Genomic DNA, 18,129 nt, shown 5'->3' on the forward strand with positions numbered 1-18,129 from the left:
TACGCCGCTGGGTCAGGCACTCTGGCATGAAGCCCGTGGCGTCCGTATTGAGCGGATACGTGGCCCTGCGCACACTGGGGACGGGCATCCAGCGGTACACCGCGCCAAGCGTCATGGACTTCACCCGCTCGGGCGGGAAGCTCACCACATCGGCGGCCGGCTTCCTCGGGGAGCTGGGCTGGGAGACGGCCGAGATCGAGCGGGTGCTGGACGAGTACCAGGAGGTCGCCGGGAAACTGGCCGCCCGCTACGCGGAGACACAGCTCTTCTACCCGCTCACGCACGGCGTGGAGGCGGAGACCAGCGCAGTGCTGTACGGGCTCAGCCGGCTGCTGAAGCCCCGGTCGGTGGTGGAGACCGGCGTGGCCGACGGCCGGTCCTCCTGGCTGATCCTCGCCGCCCTCGAGCACAACGGCTCAGGGCTGCTGTACAGCTTCGACATCAACAACACCGCCGGCCGGCTGGTGGGTGAACACCCGCAGTGGCAGCTGGAGATCCTCGACCGGAGAAATCCCGAGGACAGCTTCAGCCGGGCTCTGGAGCGCGTGGGCACCATCGACCTGTTCTTCCACGACAGCGACCACCTCTATCTGCCCCAGCTGTTCGAGTACGGACAGGCCTGGCCCAGGATGGCCCAGGGCGGGGTCTTCGCGAGCGACGACGTCGACTCCAGCAGGGCCTTCCTGGACTTCTGCGGGCAGCACGGTCAGCGTCCGTCCTTCCTCTTCGACTCCAGGAAGATCACGGGAGCGGTGCGCAGGATCGGTGTCGCCCCGCGGGGCGGCGAACCGGCTCGGCGGGTGGGCTAGATGGGCGGCACGACGCGGAGCCGCGGATCCGGCAGACCGACCACCACCGTGCCGGACCCGCGCCCCCGGTTGGTCTACGTCGTCCCGCACCTGTCCGAGGACGAGTCCGAACACTTCGCGCACATCCCGGCGCTGCTGGCGGCTCTGGGAACGCGCGTCGACATCGCGGCCGCCGTGGAACGCGGCAATCCTCCGGCATGCCTCGCCGGGGTCCGCCTCCTGCTGCGCGTCCCCGGCGGGAGCCGGATCGGCCGGATGCTCGGGACCGCTCTCACGGTCCACCGCCTGTCCCGCGCCGGCTACCGGACCTACTTCCTGCGCTACTCCACCCTCTTCCTGATCGTGCTGATCCTGACCCGTCCGCTGTACCGCCATCGCATCCTGCTGTGGCGCAGCGGGCTGCCCGGGGTACGGCCGCCGGAGGAGCCGAGGACCCTGCGGATGAGGGCCCAGGAGTTCGTCAACCTGGTCACGGCACGGCTGGTGCACTGCCTGGTGACCGGTCCGGAGACCATGGTGCCCCTGATGTCCGGGCTGTGGGGCGTGCCCAAGCAGCGAATGCGGCTCCTGTACAACGACGTCGACGCGGGGCGCTTCGCCCCGCTGGACGACGAAGCCCGCAAGGCGGCACGGACGCAGCTCGGCTGGGGGGCCGACGAGTTCGTCGCGCTCTTCGTGCACCGGCTGTCCTATCGCAAGGGAGTCCGCCTCCTCGTCCCTCTCCTGAAGGCGGTGGCCTCGTCCGAGCAGGTCCGTGACTCTGGCCTGAGGGTCCGGCTCATGGTGGCCGGAGACGGCCCGGAGCGGGCTCGGCTGGAACGCGAGGCCGCCGATGCGGTGAGGGACGGAGGCATGCAGGTGCTGGGCCCGGTTCCCAATCGCGACCTGCCGCGGCTGTACGCGGCCGCAGACGCCGTGGTCATGCCGAGTTACGAGGAGGGGTTCCCACGGGTGCTGCTGGAGGCCATGGCCTCGGGCACTCCCGTGGTGACGACCGATGCGGGCGGTTCGGTGGACGTGGTGGGCGCCCACTATCCCTACGTCGCGCCGGTCGGCGATCTCGACGCGCTGGCCGGTCACCTTCTGTCTCTGGTGGCCGCCTCCCCCGAGGAACGGTGTGAGCTGGGGCTGCGGCTGCGGAAGCGGGCGCAGAGCGAGTTCTCGCCCGAGCGCGTGGCCGCGATGCTCCACGCGCTGCTGTGAGGCGCCGGCGCGGGGCAAGCACCCGGCGGCGGAACGCGGTTGGCCGGCCGCGCTCCGCCGCCGGGTGCTGCCGGGCCTGCGCGCCGGGCCGACGGGCCGCCAGCGCGTGCACGGGCCGCGGCAACACGGCCCGTGCCACGTGAGCGGCCCGGATGCAGGGCGGGCGGCAGAGTCCGAGGCGGTGACGCACCATGCCGGCCGCGGACGGCGACTGCGGGCTCACCCGGCTCAGCCGTTTCCGCACGCGGTGACGGCGCAGCCGGTCCTCCGCGAGCGCGTGCAGATTCTCGAGCACATCGCACTCACTGCCCTCGCAGTGGAGCTTGAGGTAGATCTCGTCGTCGGCCGGCGTGCTTCCCAACAGCCAGTCCGTGGCCCCCACGAGGTCGATGGTCTCCGACCGCACCAGCCCGCCGCCCAGCTGGAACTTGTCGGGGGTCGGCACGACGCGCACCCGGGTCCCGGAAGCCCTCCAGGATGCGTCGGCAGGGTTTCGCGGCTCGAGCGAGTGGATCCGCTCGAAGCCCCAGCGGGGGTCGAGGGCGACGTCCAGGGTCTCGCCGTGCCCGGCGACACGGAGGAAGACGCGCAGCCGCTCACCTCTTGCCGCGTCACGCCGTCACAACAGCCGGGTGGGGAGTGCGGCCGCCGTGATAGGTGGACAGCCATCTCCACTGGCGCTCGATACCCTCGCTCAGCGAGACCGAGGGTTCGTAGCCGAGCAGCTCACGAGCCTTCGTGAGGTCGGCTTCGGTCACCTGCACATCACCCGGCTGGTGACGGTCGTCATGCACGGGAACTTCGGCGCCGGTGATCTCGGCGATGCGGCTCAGCACGTCGAGCACGGAGACGCTGTCCCCGCCACCGACGTTGAGCGCTTCGGCGGTCGCCTCCGCGCTCGCCGCCGCGATGGTGGCCGCGACGGCGTCCGTGACGTAGGTGAAGTCCCGGCGCTGGCGGCCGTCCCCGTAGAGCCGCAGCGGCTGCCCGGTGAGGACCGCGCGCAGCATCCGGCCGATGGCCATGTCCGGTCGCTGCCGGGGGCCGTACACCGTGAAGTAGCGCAGCGCGACCACACTGGTGGGGCTTGCCGGAGCGAGCGCGTAGGCGAGAGCGAGACGTTCGGCCGCGAGCTTGGTCACCCCGTAAGGGGACAGAGGCGCGGTGAGACACCCCTCGTGCAGGGGTCCCCTGCCCACGGCGTCCCCGTACACGCTGGAGGATGAGGCGAGGACAACGCGGCGGACGCCGGCGGACACGCACGCGTCCATCAGGCGCTGCGTCGCGAGCACGTTGCACGCGACGTACTCGCCGAAACCGTCCCCCCATGACGGCCGGACACCCGGGATGGCGGCGAGATGGAAGACAGCGTCCGCGCCGTCGACCCAGGGCTTGATCTCGTCCGTGACGAGATCGCCCTGGACCAGCCGAAAGCACGGGTGGTCCAGCGCGCTCGCGAGGTTCTCCGCCGCCATGGAGTTGTCTCGGGGTGAGCGCCGGTCGACGCCGAGAACGGTGGTCCCGCGTTGCAGCAGGGCTTCTACGAGGTGAGAGCCGACGAAGCCCGCCGCCCCGGTCACAACAGCGCGTTCGACGCAGTGCGCCGCACTCATCACGGATCCCCTTCCGTCGGCACGGCCCGCGCCGCATCAGCGAAGTCACGGACCGCCATGTGAACCAAACGCCACATTCTTACCGAATTGGGCGATATTTTCGGCTCAGACATTCTGAGGACCTCCGCGATTGGGCCCGCAGGAGGGAACCGAGCGTCGGCAACGGCCTCGCGTTCCCGTCCGCGTCAGACCGCGTCGGCGAGCCGCGCCTCCACTTCCCGCCGCCGCTGCCGGCATACGGCCAGCACATCGGGCTGGCCCGGACGCAGCGGATCCGGCGCTGAGACAAAGCCGTTGCGGTGCGGGTCGTAGAGCAGCACGTCGTAACCGTGGTCACCGAGCCACTCGCGGACGTCGCGCACCGTGGAACCGAAACGACGGAGGAACTTGTCGACGAGTTCGAGCATCCACACCGCCGGCTCACCCTGGGCGACGAGGCGGCCCGCACCGCGGAGAGCGAGGTGTTCCGTGCCCTCGACGTCGAGCTTGCCCATGGCGAAGGGACGCTCGGGCAGCGTGTCGTCGAGGCGGCCGAGCCTCACCCGCAGGGTGCTGCCACCGTCGGCATCCGTCCGGATACGTGAGCCCTCACCCCTGACGACGAACGGCACCGTACCCTGCTCGGCGCCGATCGCCATCTCATGGACCGTCACGCAGTCGAGGGCATTCACGCCGACGTTGTCCCGCAGCCGCTGGGCGAACGCAGGCACGGCCTCGAAGGAGTGCACGGCTCCGCCGGGACCGACGAGCTTTGCGGCGAGCAGGGTGAACATCCCCTCGTTGGCGCCGCCGTCGACGAAACCGTCCCCGGGACGCAGATACCGCTGCATGAAGGTCATCTCTTCATAGTCGGGAAGCCCCCCGAAGTACACGAAGCGACCCGGCTGCCTGCTGTCGGGATAGGCGCGGAACAACATGTCGCCGTACACGGCCAGGTTCACTGGCCGCCCAACCAGTCGCTTCCAGGCCTGCCATCCCGCCATGGCGGCGAAGGCCCGGGTCCGGCGGCCGCGATTGGCGGGGTGCTCCCAGACCATTCTGGCCATGCCATGAATTGTTGTCGGCAACGCCTGCTCCTTTTCAGCGACCCTCTGCGAGTGAGCGCCGCTGCCCCAGCGACGCCCGATACCACTCCTCGACGCGCTGGGCGACCCGGGACCAGTCCAGTTCCGCGGCCGCGCGCAGCCCGAGTTCACTCATCCGGTGACGGCTCGTCTCGTCATCGAGCACGGTTGCCAGGGCGTTCACCAGGCCCGCCTTCGACCCGGACGGAAAAATCCGATAGGCCTCACGGACGGTCACCACGGGATCGAGCAGGGCGTCCGAGGAGACCACGACGGGCGTGCCGAGCGCCAGCGCCTCCAACGCTGCCGTGGGCACACCCTCGCCCTTTCCGGGGAGCCTGCGTGAGGCGAGCACGAACACTTCGGCCCGCCGGACAAGGTCGTAGACATCCTGCCGGGGCAGGGGTCCGATCAGTTCGACGCCCGGACCCGCCGCCGCGAGCCGGCTGAGGCGTTCACGCTCCGGCCCCTCGCCCGCGATGACGAGGCGCGTCCCCGGTCGACTGCTCGCCAGTTCGTGGAACGCCTCGATGAGCAGAGCATGGTTCTTCATCGGGTCCAAAGCACCGACGCTGACGATCAGGCCTCGCTCGCGGGCTCCGGTGTCGACGGGGAACGGTATGGCGGACAGTTCCAGGCCGCTGGACATGGTGAGGATGCGTCCGCGATCCACGCCGCGCGCCACAAGGTCCGCAGCGGCCGCCGACCCCAGGGCGATGAACGCCTCCACGAAGCGGAAGGCCTGCCGGGCGAGCCACTGGTGCCGGTCGGCGAGCGCCGCATGCACCGTCAGGAACAGCGGAACGCCCAGACGTCGGCAGGCGGGCCCCAGCCAGGCCGCCTCGATGTGGTCGCCGTGCAGATGCACCAGGTCGACCGCGCGCCGCACGGAGCCCACGGACAGCGCCCTGACCGCCGCAGCCGTTTCTGCCGAGAACGCGAGCCGGTCGGACACCGGCGCCAGCATCCGCGACCGCGCGGTCCTCCGCAGGGCCAGCCGCGTGGCTCCGGCCGGGGCCATCGCGCCGTGGCGGAACGAGAGCGTCACCTGGTTCCCGCCCTCGACCTGATGACGCGTAAGGCATTCGACATGACGTTCCATCCCGCCCCGCGCAGGAGGGACCCGGTAGCTCACTCGCACGATGTGCATCGCTGCGTTGCCTCACCTCGGCTGACGGACCGACAGCTGACATCCCCGAAGGATCACGGCGGATTCCCGCTCCCGCTTCCTCGCCTCGCCGGTCGTCACCGGAAAGGACGAGCGGCGGTACCTGAAGGGCGCGCGGACGGAGATGTCTGCGGCAGCCTCACCGGCCGTCCGGCGTCCGGGGCGATCCCCCCGAACCGCCGGCACGCCCGGCCGGGACGAACACCACGCGAAACATCCGGGGCCAGAGCTTCCCCGTGACCAGGAACTGGTCGGTTCCGGGAATGGCCGCGACACCGTTCAGCGCGGATCCGGGGACGCGTTCGCCGTCGCGCAGCAACCCCGAGGCGTCGATGCTCGCTGTCACAGCACCGCTCATGGGATCGATGCGCACGATCCGGTCGGTGAAGAGCACGTTGGCGTACACGACGCCGCCGACACACTCCAGTTCGTTCAGGTGTTCAACCGCTCGCCCGTTCTCGGTCACGGTGACCTGCCCCGTCCTCGCAAGCGTCCGGCGGTCCCGGAATGTCAGCCGTGCCGAGCCGTCGCTGGTCACCAGCCGGTCCCGAGCGCGCTGGTGGCACACCCCCCAGCCGTCGTCCGGATAGGCGACTCTGCGCAGCTCCCTGAGAGTACTGGCGTCGCGCTCGATGGCGATGCGGTTCTGCCAGGTGAGCTGCCACAGGGTCCGGCCGAGTACGGTGATCCCCTCACCGAACAAGAGAGCGGGCAGTGCCGCCCGGACCCTGGGCTGTGCGCCCAGGGATCCTGCGCGCACCGAGGATCTGCCGAACAGGCCGGTGCTTTCGTAGAGGGTGCCACCGGCGATTTCCAGGCCTTGAGTGAACGCCTGCGGATCGTGGGGAAAGGACTCCATCACGTCGACCCGCAGTTGTTCGATAACAGGATCGGCGTCCTCCCGCACTCCCGCGGCCCGGATTCCGGCTGCCGCCTCGGAGTCGGGAGGTCCCGCCGTGGTCGAGGTCGCGGCGGTGCTCAACGCGAGCAGCAGCACACCCGCGAGGACGGCCGGCCCTCGGCGGCGCATGCGCTCAGGCACCGTGACCGCCGGGCCGGGCTCGTAGCGCATCACCGAGGGGTGCCGACGCGCGGGCCCACGTGTGGGGCCCGCGGCGGAGTACAGGTCCGCGGACGAATTCACGGCCGTCGGCAGTACGACCTTTCGGCGCCCTGCGGATGCGTTGCTCCGTCATGAACTGCGGCGACGGCGAACGGCCAGCATCGTGCCACCGCCCACCACGACCAGCCCCACCCCGGCGGCGCTCAGCGCCAGAGCCTTGCCTCCGCCCGTGTCCGCGAGGGAAGCACCGTGGTCACCGTCGCCTCGACCGTGGTCGCCTCCCTGGTCACCGCCGTAGTCACCGTCGCCTCGACCGCGGTCACCGCCGTGGTCACCGCCGTGGTTGCCGCCGTAGTCACCGTCGCCTCGACCGTGGTCACCGCCGTGGTCACCACCCTGGTCACCGCCGTGGTCGCCGCCCTGGTCGCCGCCGTGGTCGCCGCCGTGGTCGCCGCCCTGGTCGCCGCCGTGGTCGCCGCCGTGGTCGCCGCCGTGGTCGCCGCCGTGGTCGCCGCCGTGGTCGCCGCCGTGGTCGCCGCCCTGGTCGCCGCCGTGGTCGCCGCCGTGGTCGCCGCCGTGGTCCGGCGGCTCCTCGTCCGAAGACTCCACCGTGATGCGGGCAGAGAGCGTCAGGTCGGGATTGCGGGCGCTCAGCTTGAAGGTGTGGGGCCCCGGCTTGACGTACGCCGGGATGGTCACCGTTCCGGTGACAACGCCCGCCGAGTTGGCCCTGAACGTGCCCAGGATGATCTCGCGTGAGAGCAGCGACGCGGTGACCGGTGCCTGATTGGGGGCGAAACCCGAGCCCGCGAAACTCAGGGTTCCTCCGGCGGGCACGGTAGTTGTGGACAGGGCGAGGCCCGGGGGCGGGGGAGGGTAGGGCTGCGCATAGCTGGGTTGTGCCCCCACCAGCGGTGCGGCTACGAGCACGGCAGTCGATGCTGCCGTTGCCAGAGCAGCCTGCCATCTCGGCGCTGTCGTCATTTTCTCCACTCTCCCTGCTTCAGTCGGGGTCAGGCTGCGATGTCAGCTGCCAAAGCTCCCAAAGAACCGGATACACGGAATAAATTGAACATACGCTCCTTGGCTAACCAGACTCTGTTCAGAAGCCGCCGGATGGTGGAGTGGGCATACCTCGACGAATCACACCGCTGCTCCGCGCAGCGAAGCGACGCAGGTTTGCGTCGTCAGGGTCGTTTGGCGGGCGACACCGGGGCGGCTACGCCGGGTGACGCGCCGGACTGCCTATGGTCAGCTGCGTGCATAGGGGTCATACCGACCTGTTTCGGGATGTTTCCCGCGGTCCTACAAGAGGTGCAGCTTGGATCTCCACGGATTCCTGAAGGCGCTTGCCAGACGTCGGCCGACCGTCGTGGCCTGCCTCGCTCTAGCGATCGGGGCGGCACTCGCCTCGACGCTGCTGAGCACCCCGGTCTACGAGGCCAGGACCCAGCTCTTCGTCGCCACCCGCACCAGCGAGGACACCACCCAGCTCAACCAGGGACAGAGCTTCTCCCAGGCGAGGGTGCAGTCGTACGCGTCCATCGTGAACACCCGCCAGGTGACCGAGCAGGTGGTGCGGGCTCTGCAACTGCAGACCACGCCGGAGGAACTGGCGTCCAGGATCACCGCGCGGGCCCCGCTCAACACGGTGCTCATCGACATCTTCGTGCGGGACACCGAGCCCGAGCGCGCGGCCCGTATCGCCAACGCGGTGGCGAAGCGGTTCAGCACGGTCGTCGAACGACTGGAGACACCCGGGCTCCCGGCAGAGGAGCGACCGCTGGAGAAGAGCATCGCGGCGCCGCATCCCCCACCGGCCTCACCCGTCTCCCTGGGCGTCACCCAGGATGCCGTCGCCCCCACCGCCCCGGTTTCTCCCCGCCCGCTGCTGAACCTGGGCGTAGGCGCCCTGGCCGGCCTGCTGCTGGGCATGGGGCTCGTCGTACTGCGCGAGACCCTCGACACCACGTTCAAGTCCTCGGAGGCGCTGGGCGAGTTCACCTCGCTGCCGGGGCTGGCCAGCATCCCGTACGACAGGAACGCCTCCCAGGACCCTCTCGTCAGCATCGACGGGCACTCGAAGCGTGCCGAGGCCTTCCGCAAGCTGCGTACCAACCTGCAGTTCTCGCAAGTCGACGACCAGCCCAAGATCATCGTGGTGACGAGTTCGATGCCCGGCGAGGGCAAGACGAACACCGCGATGAACCTTGCCCTGTCGCTCGCCGAGGCAGGCGTCTCCACGTGCCTGGTCGATGCGGATCTGCGCCGTCCGTGTGTGGCTGCGACCCTCGGGCTCGTCCAGGACGCCGGTCTGACTACGGTGCTCATCGGGCAGGTCTGCCTTGAGGACGTGATGCAGCAGTTCGGTGAGGGACTGTCGGTGCTGGCCAGCGGCCCCGTACCGCCCAACCCCACGGAGCTGCTCGCCTCGACGCGTATGAGAGAGGTGCTGCGCGAGCTGGCGAGCACCCACGAGGTCGTGATCGTCGACAGCGCCCCGCTGCTGCCGGTCGCCGACACGGTCGGACTCTCCCCACTGGCCCACGGCGCGCTGCTCGTCGTCCGCGCCACGGTAACCCGACGGGACCAGGTCCGCGCCTCCATGGAGTCGCTGGACCGCGTCGGTGTCCGGGTCCTCGGCACGGTCTTCAACATGGCTCGGGTCCCCAAGGGCGACTGCTACGGCTCCTACTCGGGGTACGGCGAACTGCCCGCTCCGCGTGTGTCGCTAGCCCAGAAGGAGGCGATCCCCACCAAGGGGACGCCCGACGCGAGCGAGCAATGACGCGGATCCTGTTCGTGTGTACGGGAAACGTGCACCGCTCGGTGCTCGCCGAGCGGCTGCTGATCGCCCGGCTTCCGCCCGGCTCGGCAGTGCGGTCGGAGAGCGCCGGCACGCAAGCCTGGCTCCACTCCGGAATGGACGCCGCCACCAGGGTGGTACTGGAAGAACTGGGCGGTGACGGCCGCGGGTTCGCCTCCCGTCCGCTCACCGCACAGCTGGTCGCGGGGGCGACACTCGTCCTCGGGCTCGCGCGCGAGCACCGGGAGGCGGCCGTGCGCCTTGCACCGTCGGCGATGCGGCGCTGCTTCACTCTGAAGGAGTTCCTGCGTCTCGCCGCCGGGACGGCCGACAAGACGGGGCACAAGGAGAAACCGGGGAGCACGGGAAGCTTTGAAGGTGTGGTGGCGGCCGCGGCGGCCCGCCGAGGTGCCACCACCCCGGTCCCGGCGGCCGAGGACGACGTAGCGGACCCCCGGGGCCTGCCCCGCCAGGCGCTCCACGGCTGTGCCCGCGAGATCGACGCGGCGGTGAGCGGGCTGACCCGGCTGCTGGTTGTGAGAGCGTGAATCTCACGGAATGGGCGAAGACGCAGGGCGCGCATCCGCAGACCGCGTATCGCTGGTTCCGTGAGGGGACGCTGCCGGTAGCGTCTCAGCGGGTCGGGCCACGCATCCGCGCTGTACTTCAATGAATGAAACGAAACCGCAGAAACGCGAAACGCCGCTCACCTATCCAGTGAAGAGCATCCTGGCCGGTACTCACGACGAAGCGCGCCGCCTGCACGACTTCCGAGCCGCCCAGCCGGCTGAGGTGCTCGGCATCTCGTTGCCCGAGGCCGACAACCGGCTCAAGCGCCTGGTCGAAGCCGGGGCCCTGCGCCGCGAGCGCGCGGCCGCCCCGGAACGAGGCGGCAAAGAATTCACCTACCGTCTGCCCCGGGCTGATCGCGACCGATAGGACATGTAGCGGCTGGTGGCCGAAGGCCTTCCGTTCAACCGCGGTAGGCGATTGAGCAGGGCTTCGGTCGGCTGAGCCGGCACCGCGCCGTGGCCTGGGGGTGTCTTTGCTTCGGCGGCCCGGCCGCTGATCTCCCCAGTGGCAAGACGGCCTGCAGAAAAGACATCCGCTGCCCGGCGCCGAAGCCGGACAGCGGACGGTCCCATGATCTCGTCGTGCCGTACGCGTTCACACACCGGATGGGCGGTTATGCGCGCACCCGCTCGTCGGTCGCCACCGGATCGGCGCCGGACGGCGTGGCGACCTCATCGCCGCGCATCACCAGCAGGGTGATCAGCCCGCCGAGCGCGGCGATGGCGGCGGCCCAGATGAACGCCGCGCTGAAGCCGTCCGTCAGCGCGGGCAGGTTGCCCAGCCGGCCCGCGCCCTGCGACGTGGCAACCGCGGTCAGCGCCGAGAGTCCCAGCGCCGATCCCACCTGGTAGGTGGTGTTGACGATGCCGGACGCCAGACCCGCCTGCTCCTGCGGGGCCCCGGACATCGCGGCCATCATCGCCGGGATGTACGCGAGGGACATGCCGAGCGCCGCGACCAGCGAGGCCGGCAGGACGTCGACCGCGAAGGTGCCCGTGGGCTCGACGGCGGACAGCCACAGCAGCCCGGCCGCGAGGACCAGCAGACCGCCTCCGATCAGCGGCTTGGCGCCGAACCTCGCCATCAGCCTGGCCGTGATCGCCGTCATGAAGATCATCAGCAGGCCGGTCATCGGCAGCAGCGCGGCACCGGACGCGAATGCCCCGTAGCCGAGGACCTGCTGGAGGTACAGGTTGAGGAAGTACCACATGGGGATCCACGCGGCACCGAGCAGCGTCATCGCCAGGTTGGCCGAACCCAGGCGCGGGACAGGCCAGATGCCGAGAGACATCAGCGGCTGGCGCACCGTCTTCTGGGTGACGAAGAAGAGGACGAGCAGCGCGGCGGCAGCGATCAGCTGAAGCACGGTACCGCTCGAGGTCCGACCCGCCTCGGGCGCACGGACGATGGCGAAGACGGCGAGCGCCAGGCCGGCGGTGACTGCGGCCGCTCCGAGCACGTCGACGGCACCGTGACGGCCGCCGACGGCGGGCAGCAGCTTGGTGGCCGCGAGAGTGGCGACGCCGATCGGGACGTAGACGATGAAGATCCACGGCCAGCTCAGCCACTCGGTGAACACTCCGCCGAGGAACACGCCGGCCGTGCCACCCGCGGGGGCTGCGGCGCCGTAGAGGGCCATGGCCTTGCCCAGTTCCTTCGGATCGTGTGCGAAGAGCATCATCAGCAGGTGACGAGCAGGCTGTAACCGTAGGCGGCACTGGTGCCCAGGGTGTGCGCCCACTCGGGGGGCGTCCAGCCGCCACGACCGGCTCGCTCATGGGACCGAGCGCCACCGACGGGCCGGCCCGCCGGCCCGTCGGTGGCCGCGCCGGTGGACCTGTCGCCACCTCAGCGGACGGCAACCGCCTCGGCCGTCGTCGTGCCGGCCCCCCATGGCGTTCGAGGAGCTTCCGCTCCGTACAGCCACGCCGCCTCCATTCGGCCATTCTCCCCATCGGTCGTGGACACACGACCCTCTGAATGGAACGCTCGATCCAGACCACGGCGGCGGTCTCACGGAGCACAGGCACGTCGGCCCACGCCGCGCGCGTTCCTCGCACGAGCCGCACATCGTCCACCACACGAAGTCCTCGCAGCAGCCGAGTCCCGGCACACCCAGACGCCTTGCGAGAAGGGTGCACCGCATGAAGGTCAGAACCGTCCCGACAGCGGTCGCCGCCGCTCTCCTTGTCACTGCGGCGCATCCCGCCGCCGGTGCCTCCCCCCTCGCCACGGCCTTGCCGGCGAGGTTCACCGTCGACACCCCCACCGGCGACCCCAACGGGGGGCCCGGGACTCCCACCTGGCCGCGCTACACGGCCGCCGAGGACCGCATCCAGGAGCTGGCACCGGACCGGGTCTCACCCACCACCGGCTTCGCGGCCGACCACCACTGCGCGTTCTGGTCCCCCTCCCTCACTCCCCGAGGAGCGGTACGGTGACGTCGACGTGGGCCCTGGCCTGGGACGGGCGCCGCACCTTGCGGCAGGGCCCGGACGCCCTGGCGAACCGTCAGCGGGAACGTCTGGCCGCGATGGCCGGCTTCGCCCGCGCTCACTCCCCGTACTACCGTGAGCTGTACCGGACCCTGCCGGAACGCATCGAGGACCTGACCCTACTGCCGGTCACGCGCAAGGAAACCCTGATGGCCCGCTTCGACGACTGGGTCACCGACCCGGAGGTGACGCTCGACCGCGTACGTGCCTTCGTCGCCGACCGTGACCGGGTAGGCCGGCGCTTCCTGGACAGGTACCTGGTCACCACCACGTCCGGAACCACCGGACACCGCGGCGTGTTCCTGCTCGACGACCGGGCGGCGGCGGTGGCCAGGGCCCTGTCGCTGCGGGCCGCCCGGCGCACGCTCACCGCTTCGGCGACGGCCCGGATGCTCGCCCACCGCGAGCGGTCGGTGCACATCGTCGCCACCAGCGGCCATCTGGCCGCTTATGCCGTCCTCGCCCGCTCCCGCGCAGCCGGCCGCCTGCACGCCCGGGGCAGCCGGGTGCTGTCGGCGCACAGCCCGCTGCCCGATCTGGTGGAGCAACTGAACCGGTACCGACCGGTGTTCCTGAGCGGCTACGCCACGGTCCTCTCGCTGCTCGCCGCTGAGCAGCTGGCCGGCCGCCTCAGCATCGCTCCGGCCGTGGTGTCGCTGATCGCTGAGGGTCTCGGTGACCGGGACCACCAGCGGATCCGCTCCGCGTTCCGGGCGCACGTGGTCAACACCTACGGCTGCAACGAGAGCCTGGCCCTGGCCTACGGCTGCGCGTTCGGATGGCTCCACGTCCACAGCGACTGGCTGATACTGGAACCCGTCGACGCCGACCACCGCCCCACCCCGCTGGGGCAGGAGTCCTTCACCGTGCTCCTGACCAGCCTGTGCCGATGGGCGCAGCCGATCCTGCGCTACGACCTCGGCGACAGGGTCCTGCTGCGCCCGGACGCGTGCCCGTGCGGAGACCCGCTCCCCGCGATCAAGGTTCGCGGCCGCGCGGCGGACCTGCTGTCCTTCCCGCGCCGGGGCGGCGGCATCGTCCGGATCGTGCCCATGGTCTTCGAAACCCTCCTGGAGAGCATCCCGGACATCGAGCTGTTCCAGATCGTCCAGACGTCGCCCACCACCCTCAGGGTGAGGATCCGGTCCACCGCCGGAGCCGATCGGGACCAGCTGTGGATGGCGGTGCTGAAGGAGTTGACCGCCCTCCTCGGCGCCCACGGGGCGGACCGGGTCGGCGTCGAGCGCGCCCACGAGCCACCCGAGCAGTCGCCGGGCGGCAAGTACCGGGTCGTCATTCCCTGTTCGTGACGCCATGCGACGGGGCGTCCTCGCCGGGGACGCCCCGTACCGGAACGCCGTGGTGAGCGGCCAGTGCCAGCAACGCCACACGCAACGGCCCCGTCTCCAGGGCGATCCCCGGATCGAACCAGCGGGCCACGGCTGTTCCGCTCGCCGTCCTGAGCGTGAAGCGCGCCAACTCGTCCGCTGTCTCCGGGCGGTCACGCAACCCGAAGACGGCGCTCACCGATTCCCGTGCCCAGACCACCAGCGCGTCGCGGTACTGACGCACCTCGGCCACGGCCGCCGCACTGGCGTCCTGCTGCACCATGCCCAGCCCCAGCAGCAGCCGCAGCCCGTGCGGATGACGCTCGAACGCGCCCCCGACCTCGGCCAGGAAGGTGTGTCCAGGCGCTGGGTGACGTCGGCGCCCGGCACTTCGGTCGGAGGCAGGGCCGCCAGCAGGTCTGTCCTGGCGCGCTCCAGCACCGCGACGTAGCTGGTCCGCGGGATACCGCCCGTCCGCTCGCGCCGCGGACCGCCTCGCCCCCGGCACGGGAAGCTCCACGCCGATCGACACACCGCCGCGCCCCGGACCTCCCGCATGTGAAGCGGATCCGCCGCAACCACCGCCCTGCAGGGTCTCGTCGGGGCCTGGGGCTGCTGGAACGACGACTCCTGCGCCGACATCCTCGCTCGCCGACCTCGGCTGTGACCACGACCAGTTCCGGCGGCTGCCCTGGCAGCGGGACATCGGCCCTGCACGGCTTCCGCCGCTCACACATCCGCTGGGAGTGAGGCGACGACATCCACGAAGCCTTCCTCGGCGTCGCCACCTACCTGACACCCACTGCCGTATCCAACGCCTTCGCCAGGACCGCTTAGCGGCCGTGGGCGGCCGCGAGTTGTCCGACGAGCGTGGCGAACGGCATGTCCAGGTCGGCGTACAGGTCCCGCGCGAGGGGATGCGCGTTGTCGGCGAGTATCTCGACAGCGAGGCTGGCGTAGTCGCTCACGATCACGCCCGCCTGCTGGAGCCGCAGCAGGCCGGTTTCCCGCTTGGTCGTGGAGAAGGTGCCGGAGGCGTCGACGGCGACGTACGCTCCGTAGCCCTCGGCGGCCGCGGCGATGGCGGGGAACGCCGCACAGACTTCGAGAGAGACTCCGGCGATGAGGATCTTGTCCCGCCCGGTCGCCCGGATCGCACTGCGGACCCGGTCGTCGTGCCAGGCGTTCACGGTGCTCCGGTCGATGATCTCGAGCTCTTCCGGCAGTGCGGCCCGCAGTTCGGGGATGAGGGGGCCCCACATGCTGTCGGCCGCCGTGGTCGTGACGACGACGGGGAGGTTCAGGCGCAGGGCCGCCTTGGCCAGGCAGGTGACGTTGTGCGTGAGCTCACCTACGCTGATGTCGCGTACGCCGGTGAACAGCCCGATCTGGTGGTCCACCAGGAGGAGGGCGGCGTTGTCCGCGGTGAGGGGCTCGTGGAATGGGTTCGTCATGGCCGTTTCCTTGGGTGTGTGGTGGTAGTGGATGACCTGGGACGATGTTTGACCAGAGACCCCTCGATCCGTAAATGTTTCATCTGTGGCTGAATCCTCGTTCGCCGAGTTCGACTTCACCTCCGCTGACCTCGCACGGCTGAGGTTCGCCTTCTCACCCGTGGGTGAGGCGGTGGCGAGCCTGCGCACGCTGCAGGACCCCGGTCGCCACACGCTTCACCTGCCGTGGATCCGTACCGTCCGCCCCCGGCTTGCCGGACTGGATCTGCGGTTGCTGTTCGCGCTGGTTCCACTCGGCCCCTACATTGCCGACTTCCTGACTCCGCCGCCGACCCAGCCGTTGCCGGACGTCGGGGCCGAACTGGAGCGGGTCGCCGCGGCGGATCCGGACGAGGCGGCCCGGGAGGCCGCGAGGGTGCCGGGCGCCGGCACCCCTCCCGTGCGGGAGTTCCTCGCCGACCCGGCCGCGGGTGTGGCTCGAGCCGCCGCCGAGCTGCGCCTGTACTGGGAGACTGCGCTGGAGGCGTTCTGGCCGCAGATCCGGGGACTGTTCGAATCGGAGGTGCTGCGCCGCTCCCGGCAACTGGCCCGCGACGGCGCCGGCGCGATGTTCAATGACCTGCATCCGAACATCACCTGGAGGGCGGGCCGTCTACGTGTGCGTACCCACGGCTGGCGGCGCAGCGGCCCCCTCGACGGCGACGGCATGATCCTCATACCGAGCGTCTTCCACTGGCCGGACACGCCCGTGATGGCCGAGCCGTATCAACCGAGTCTGGTGTACCCCGCCCCCGGTGTCGGCACGGTCTGGTCGCAGGGGGTCGTCCCCACCGCGGACGCGCTCAGCGCTCTCATCGGCCGCACCCGCGCCCGGATCCTGGTCGCGCTCGGCGAAGCGGCGACCACCAGCATCCTGGCACGTCGACTCTCCATGGCACCGGGCGCGATCAGCCAGCATCTCAAGGTGCTCTGCGAAAGCGGTCTGGTCACAAGACAGCGCAGCGGTCGCGAGGTCTTCTACCAGCGATCGGGGCTCGGTCACTCGCTGTGCGCGGCGTCTTAGGGGATGCCAGGCGGGACTTTTGCGGACACGCCCGGGCTTGTCCGGCGAGTGGTGCGCGGGTGTGGCCGGGCGTTGGAGTGCTCGGACGGTGCGGGCACGCGGAGTGCGGCGCGGATCACTCACAGATCATCTCGGATCCGGGGCATGCCCGCCCCGACTCTGCTTGGCTGGTGGCTCTGACGATCACAGGAGGTCTGTACAAATGGCACTCACGCACTGGGGGTTCATCTACACGGCGGACGGCAGCGCGGCAGGTGGCGATGTCAGCGTCGTGGACACGGGTACGTGCCGCAGTGTCTTCGTCGGGGTGGAGAAGCCTGAGGAAGGCATCGAGGCCGCCCGCCGCCTGGTGAGCGAAGGCGTGCAACTGATCGAACTGTGCGGGGGGTTCGGCCCGGTATGGGCCGGGCGTGTCATCGAGGCGATCGACGGCGCGGTCCCCGTCGGCGCCGTTGGCTATGGGCCCGAAGCGGTCGATCAGTTGCACGCGATCTTCTCCTGACGGGCGCTTGCGCCGACTCCTGCTCTCCGGATCGGTGACTGCGGCATCCAGGCAGCGGCAGCGAGCGCAGGACGGCGAAGACGGCAGCGGCAGCGGAGACGATCGCGCCGAGCAGCAGGGCCAGATGCCAGTCCGTGACCAGCAGCCAGTGCGCGCCTGTGGCAGTCACCACGACGGAGACGGCCACGCTCGCGCCGGCGAGCACCCCGGCGGGGACGAGGAGGCGCCGTACGACGCTCCAGTGGGTGCTCAGGCCGCCTTCGACGAGGATCACCGCCAGGGCGGCGGAACCCAACGCCCGGTCGGCTGGGCGTCGTCGAACTCCGAACCGACCACGTCCGCGCCGGCGATGACGCCCACCGTGAGGAACAGCGGCAGGCCAGTCCCCACACCCTGGCCGCCGGCATCGACCGCGAGACGCTCAAGCGCCAGATGTTCGACCGCGCAGGCTTCCGGGTTCCGCGGAAACGTGTCCTGCCGTCGTGCTGATGTCGAGAGTCGTCGGTACGTGTTGAGGGCTGTCCGACACAGCTGAGCGCAGCAATCGGATGTCGTACTCGGTCCAGCAATCGGAGATCTCGACGCCAACCTCGCTATTGCATCGGGCGCACAACAAGTTCGGCCCGTTGAGTCCGTCCAGTCTGCAACACCCGTAAAGCCGAGCCGGGTCCACATGGGGCCGCAGCAGCACACCGTCCAGCGGGTTGATCACCCAGGTGGCAGCCGAATCGGCAGGACTGTACGGATCCGGGTCACGGGAGAAGGAACCCACCCGCACTGTCGACGGACCGTACGTGTAGTGCTCTCTACCCTTCACTGACGGCAGCGGCTTCCACTCGCACTGCTCCAGCGGATTCGACAAGGGAGCACCGCACGACCGACACCTGAAAACGACGAGCATCTCGATACTTCTCCCGTTCGAACCGCACCCACTGTCGCCATCCAGTGCCCAAGCCTGCCAGGAGAGCAAAACAAGCTCCACACTGAG

The 18,129-nt window shown here is 70.2% G+C and carries 16 protein-coding genes and 3 pseudogenes; 11 read left to right on the forward strand and 8 right to left on the reverse strand.

Annotated elements, in window-relative coordinates; all coding sequences use genetic code 11:
* The first annotated feature begins 35 nt into the window (after positions 1 to 35).
* Together ACSU6L_RS41190 and ACSU6L_RS41195 are read left to right on the forward strand one after the other, a co-directional pair.
* Positions 36 to 809: a class I SAM-dependent methyltransferase gene (locus ACSU6L_RS41190; RefSeq protein WP_437065452.1), complete on the forward strand. Its 774-nt coding sequence runs from the start codon at positions 36 to 38 to the stop codon at positions 807 to 809.
* Positions 810 to 2,012, forward strand: coding sequence for a glycosyltransferase family 4 protein (locus ACSU6L_RS41195; RefSeq protein WP_437065453.1), 1,203 nt, complete (start codon positions 810 to 812; stop codon positions 2,010 to 2,012).
* Positions 2,013 to 2,623: 611 nt separating this feature from the next.
* On the opposite strand, the gene ACSU6L_RS41200 is transcribed toward ACSU6L_RS41195, so the two are convergent.
* The 4 genes from ACSU6L_RS41200 to ACSU6L_RS41215 all read right to left on the reverse strand — a co-directional run bounded on the left by ACSU6L_RS41200 (position 2,624) and on the right by ACSU6L_RS41215 (position 6,887).
* Complete coding sequence (locus tag ACSU6L_RS41200) at positions 2,624 to 3,625, reverse strand: NAD-dependent epimerase/dehydratase family protein (protein WP_437065454.1); 1,002 nt, start codon at positions 3,623 to 3,625, stop codon at positions 2,624 to 2,626.
* A 185-nt stretch (positions 3,626 to 3,810) separates the two neighbouring features.
* A complete protein-coding gene (locus ACSU6L_RS41205; RefSeq protein ID WP_437065456.1) occupies positions 3,811 to 4,662 on the reverse strand; it encodes an FkbM family methyltransferase in 852 nt (283 codons plus the stop codon).
* A 43-nt stretch (positions 4,663 to 4,705) separates the two neighbouring features.
* Positions 4,706 to 5,839, reverse strand: a complete 1,134-nt coding sequence (locus ACSU6L_RS41210) for a glycosyltransferase family 4 protein (RefSeq protein WP_437065457.1) — start codon at positions 5,837 to 5,839, stop codon at positions 4,706 to 4,708.
* Between the two features lie 157 nt (positions 5,840 to 5,996).
* Positions 5,997 to 6,887: a glutaminyl-peptide cyclotransferase gene (locus tag ACSU6L_RS41215; RefSeq protein ID WP_437065493.1), complete on the reverse strand. Its 891-nt coding sequence runs from the start codon at positions 6,885 to 6,887 to the stop codon at positions 5,997 to 5,999.
* A gap of 282 nt (positions 6,888 to 7,169) precedes the next feature.
* Here ACSU6L_RS41215 and ACSU6L_RS41220 point away from each other — a divergent pair, with 282 nt between their 5' ends.
* The 5 genes and pseudogenes from ACSU6L_RS41220 to ACSU6L_RS41240 all read left to right on the forward strand — a co-directional run bounded on the left by ACSU6L_RS41220 (position 7,170) and on the right by ACSU6L_RS41240 (position 10,665).
* Positions 7,170 to 7,679: a hypothetical protein gene (locus ACSU6L_RS41220; protein ID WP_437065459.1), complete on the forward strand. Its 510-nt coding sequence runs from the start codon at positions 7,170 to 7,172 to the stop codon at positions 7,677 to 7,679.
* Positions 7,680 to 8,241: 562 nt separating this feature from the next.
* A complete protein-coding gene (locus ACSU6L_RS41225) occupies positions 8,242 to 9,708 on the forward strand; it encodes a polysaccharide biosynthesis tyrosine autokinase (protein ID WP_437065461.1) in 1,467 nt (488 codons plus the stop codon).
* Between the two features lie 14 nt (positions 9,709 to 9,722).
* On the forward strand, positions 9,723 to 10,274 hold the full coding sequence (locus ACSU6L_RS41230) for a low molecular weight phosphatase family protein (protein WP_437065462.1): 552 nt from the start codon (positions 9,723 to 9,725) through the stop codon (positions 10,272 to 10,274).
* Positions 10,271 to 10,372: pseudogene (locus ACSU6L_RS41235) on the forward strand (IS607 family transposase); the annotation flags it as partial. The gene ACSU6L_RS41230 and the pseudogene ACSU6L_RS41235, both read left to right, overlap by 4 nt.
* A 23-nt stretch (positions 10,373 to 10,395) precedes the next feature.
* Positions 10,396 to 10,665 carry a hypothetical protein gene (locus ACSU6L_RS41240; protein ID WP_437065463.1) on the forward strand — a complete coding sequence of 90 codons (270 nt, stop codon included), beginning with the start codon at positions 10,396 to 10,398 and terminating at the stop codon, positions 10,663 to 10,665.
* Positions 10,666 to 10,912: 247 nt separating this feature from the next.
* Here the strand turns inward: ACSU6L_RS41240 and ACSU6L_RS41245 are convergent.
* A pseudogene (locus ACSU6L_RS41245) lies at positions 10,913 to 11,995 on the reverse strand (MFS transporter); the annotation flags it as partial.
* A 448-nt stretch (positions 11,996 to 12,443) separates the two neighbouring features.
* On the opposite strand from ACSU6L_RS41245, the gene ACSU6L_RS41250 reads away from it, so the two are divergent.
* Entirely contained in the window at positions 12,444 to 12,740 is a 297-nt protein-coding gene (locus ACSU6L_RS41250; RefSeq protein ID WP_437065465.1) for a hypothetical protein, read from the forward strand.
* A complete protein-coding gene (locus ACSU6L_RS41255; RefSeq protein WP_437065467.1) occupies positions 12,737 to 14,104 on the forward strand; it encodes a phenylacetate--CoA ligase family protein in 1,368 nt (455 codons plus the stop codon). The genes ACSU6L_RS41250 and ACSU6L_RS41255 overlap by 4 nt, the downstream gene beginning before the upstream one ends.
* Here ACSU6L_RS41255 and ACSU6L_RS41260 read toward each other — a convergent pair.
* Positions 14,088 to 14,405 carry a hypothetical protein gene (locus ACSU6L_RS41260; RefSeq protein ID WP_437065468.1) on the reverse strand — a complete coding sequence of 106 codons (318 nt, stop codon included), beginning with the start codon at positions 14,403 to 14,405 and terminating at the stop codon, positions 14,088 to 14,090. The two genes, ACSU6L_RS41255 and ACSU6L_RS41260, sit on opposite strands and share 17 nt — an antisense overlap.
* A gap of 550 nt (positions 14,406 to 14,955) precedes the next feature.
* Positions 14,956 to 15,576, reverse strand: coding sequence for an isochorismatase family protein (locus ACSU6L_RS41265; protein ID WP_437065470.1), 621 nt, complete (start codon positions 15,574 to 15,576; stop codon positions 14,956 to 14,958).
* A gap of 85 nt (positions 15,577 to 15,661) precedes the next feature.
* Between ACSU6L_RS41265 and ACSU6L_RS41270 the strand changes: the two genes are divergently transcribed.
* Together ACSU6L_RS41270 and ACSU6L_RS41275 are read left to right on the forward strand one after the other, a co-directional pair.
* On the forward strand, positions 15,662 to 16,639 hold the full coding sequence (locus tag ACSU6L_RS41270) for a helix-turn-helix domain-containing protein (protein ID WP_437065471.1): 978 nt from the start codon (positions 15,662 to 15,664) through the stop codon (positions 16,637 to 16,639).
* A gap of 202 nt (positions 16,640 to 16,841) precedes the next feature.
* Complete coding sequence (locus tag ACSU6L_RS41275) at positions 16,842 to 17,141, forward strand: DUF6506 family protein (protein WP_437065473.1); 300 nt, start codon at positions 16,842 to 16,844, stop codon at positions 17,139 to 17,141.
* 49 nt (positions 17,142 to 17,190) lie between these two features.
* On the opposite strand, the pseudogene ACSU6L_RS41280 reads toward ACSU6L_RS41275, so the two are convergent.
* Positions 17,191 to 17,522 (reverse strand): annotated as a pseudogene (locus ACSU6L_RS41280) (cation:proton antiporter domain-containing protein); the annotation flags it as partial.
* Positions 17,523 to 18,129 lie beyond the last annotated feature (607 nt).

This window comes from Streptomyces sp. enrichment culture (assembly GCF_964272855.1).
In the GTDB taxonomy this organism is placed as follows: domain Bacteria; phylum Actinomycetota; class Actinomycetes; order Streptomycetales; family Streptomycetaceae; genus Streptomyces.